Origin of the sequence: Bartonella sp. AP19HLJMH (assembly GCF_042196245.1) — a bacterium.
GTDB lineage: Bacteria > Pseudomonadota > Alphaproteobacteria > Rhizobiales > Rhizobiaceae > Bartonella.
In genome coordinates this window covers 1-1,075 of the sequence record NZ_JBHIPX010000071.1, presented here as the reverse complement: position 1 = coordinate 1,075, position 1,075 = coordinate 1, and the positions used below count along the sequence as shown (strand labels likewise).

Sequence of the window (1,075 nt, the reverse complement as noted above, 5' to 3'; positions counted from 1 at the left end):
CAACTTTTCAGTAAAATTGATCAGATAACAAAAACATATGTCACGGATGTTTCCTCAAAAGCAATTGTTACAATTACACCCTTTGTTTCAATTGGAATCACAATCGCTTTCATCATCTACGGATGGCTCATCATTCGTGGCGCTATAGATATGCCTCTCTCCGGATTCGTAAACCGTTTCCTACGGATAAGTATTATTACTTCAATAGCTCTTACCACAGGACTTTATCAACCAGAAATCACAAATTTAATAACACAAATGCCCTATGAGTTATCAAAAGCGCTCATAACAAATCCACTCGATGATAAACAATTAATGAATTTACTGGACACAGCAGCAACCAAAGGATTTCAATATGCAGGCCGCCTTTTCGAAGAAACCGTCTTCTTCGAGTCCAATGGACTGCTTTACAGTCTCTTAGGCATCCTCATCTTGCTAGCAACAAGCTTCGTCGTAGCAATCGGTGGTGGCCTCGTTCTACTGACAAAAATCGCTATTACACTTCTTGTAGGATGGGGACCATTCTTCATCATTGCTTTGCTCTGGCAACCAACTCATCGCCTTTTCGAGCAATGGATAATCCAAGTCGCCAATTATATAATCCTCTTTCTACTCTTAGCAACTGTATTTAATCTAATGATGAATATCTTTGCAAACTATTTGAGTGATATGAAACTCGATTACAATCAGAATGTAGCATACATGTTTGGAGGAGCTCTCATCTTGTCTATTATATCCATCATGCTGTTACTCAAACTATCAAGCATGGCCAATTCTCTCGCAAAAGGCATTACATTCGGACATCTATGGAGACATAAAAACTAGATGAGATAAAAAGCAATGGTTCCCGTAACAGACGCCCTTAATATCCATATGACAAAATAACGAGGATATCCAATCCTAAAGTAAAAAATATTTGCACTGAAATTGAGCTATTTTCATAAATTAAAAAATGAAATTAAGAAAAGATAAATTATCGTAAACTATACACTTTACTTTAGTGTCAAAATTATAATAATGACAACAAATATCAGAATGTATATAACAGTAAAAAGAGTCATATTAAAATGAAGTC

General features: G+C 35.7%; 1 protein-coding gene. It reads left to right on the top strand.

Translation table 11 applies throughout. The annotated features are described in order from the left end of the window. Positions 1–825 (top strand): type IV secretion system protein (locus tag ACFINR_RS09405; RefSeq protein ID WP_375654235.1); only part of this gene is annotated, 825 nt, incomplete at its 5' end. Positions 826–1,075: the final 250 nt, after the last annotated feature.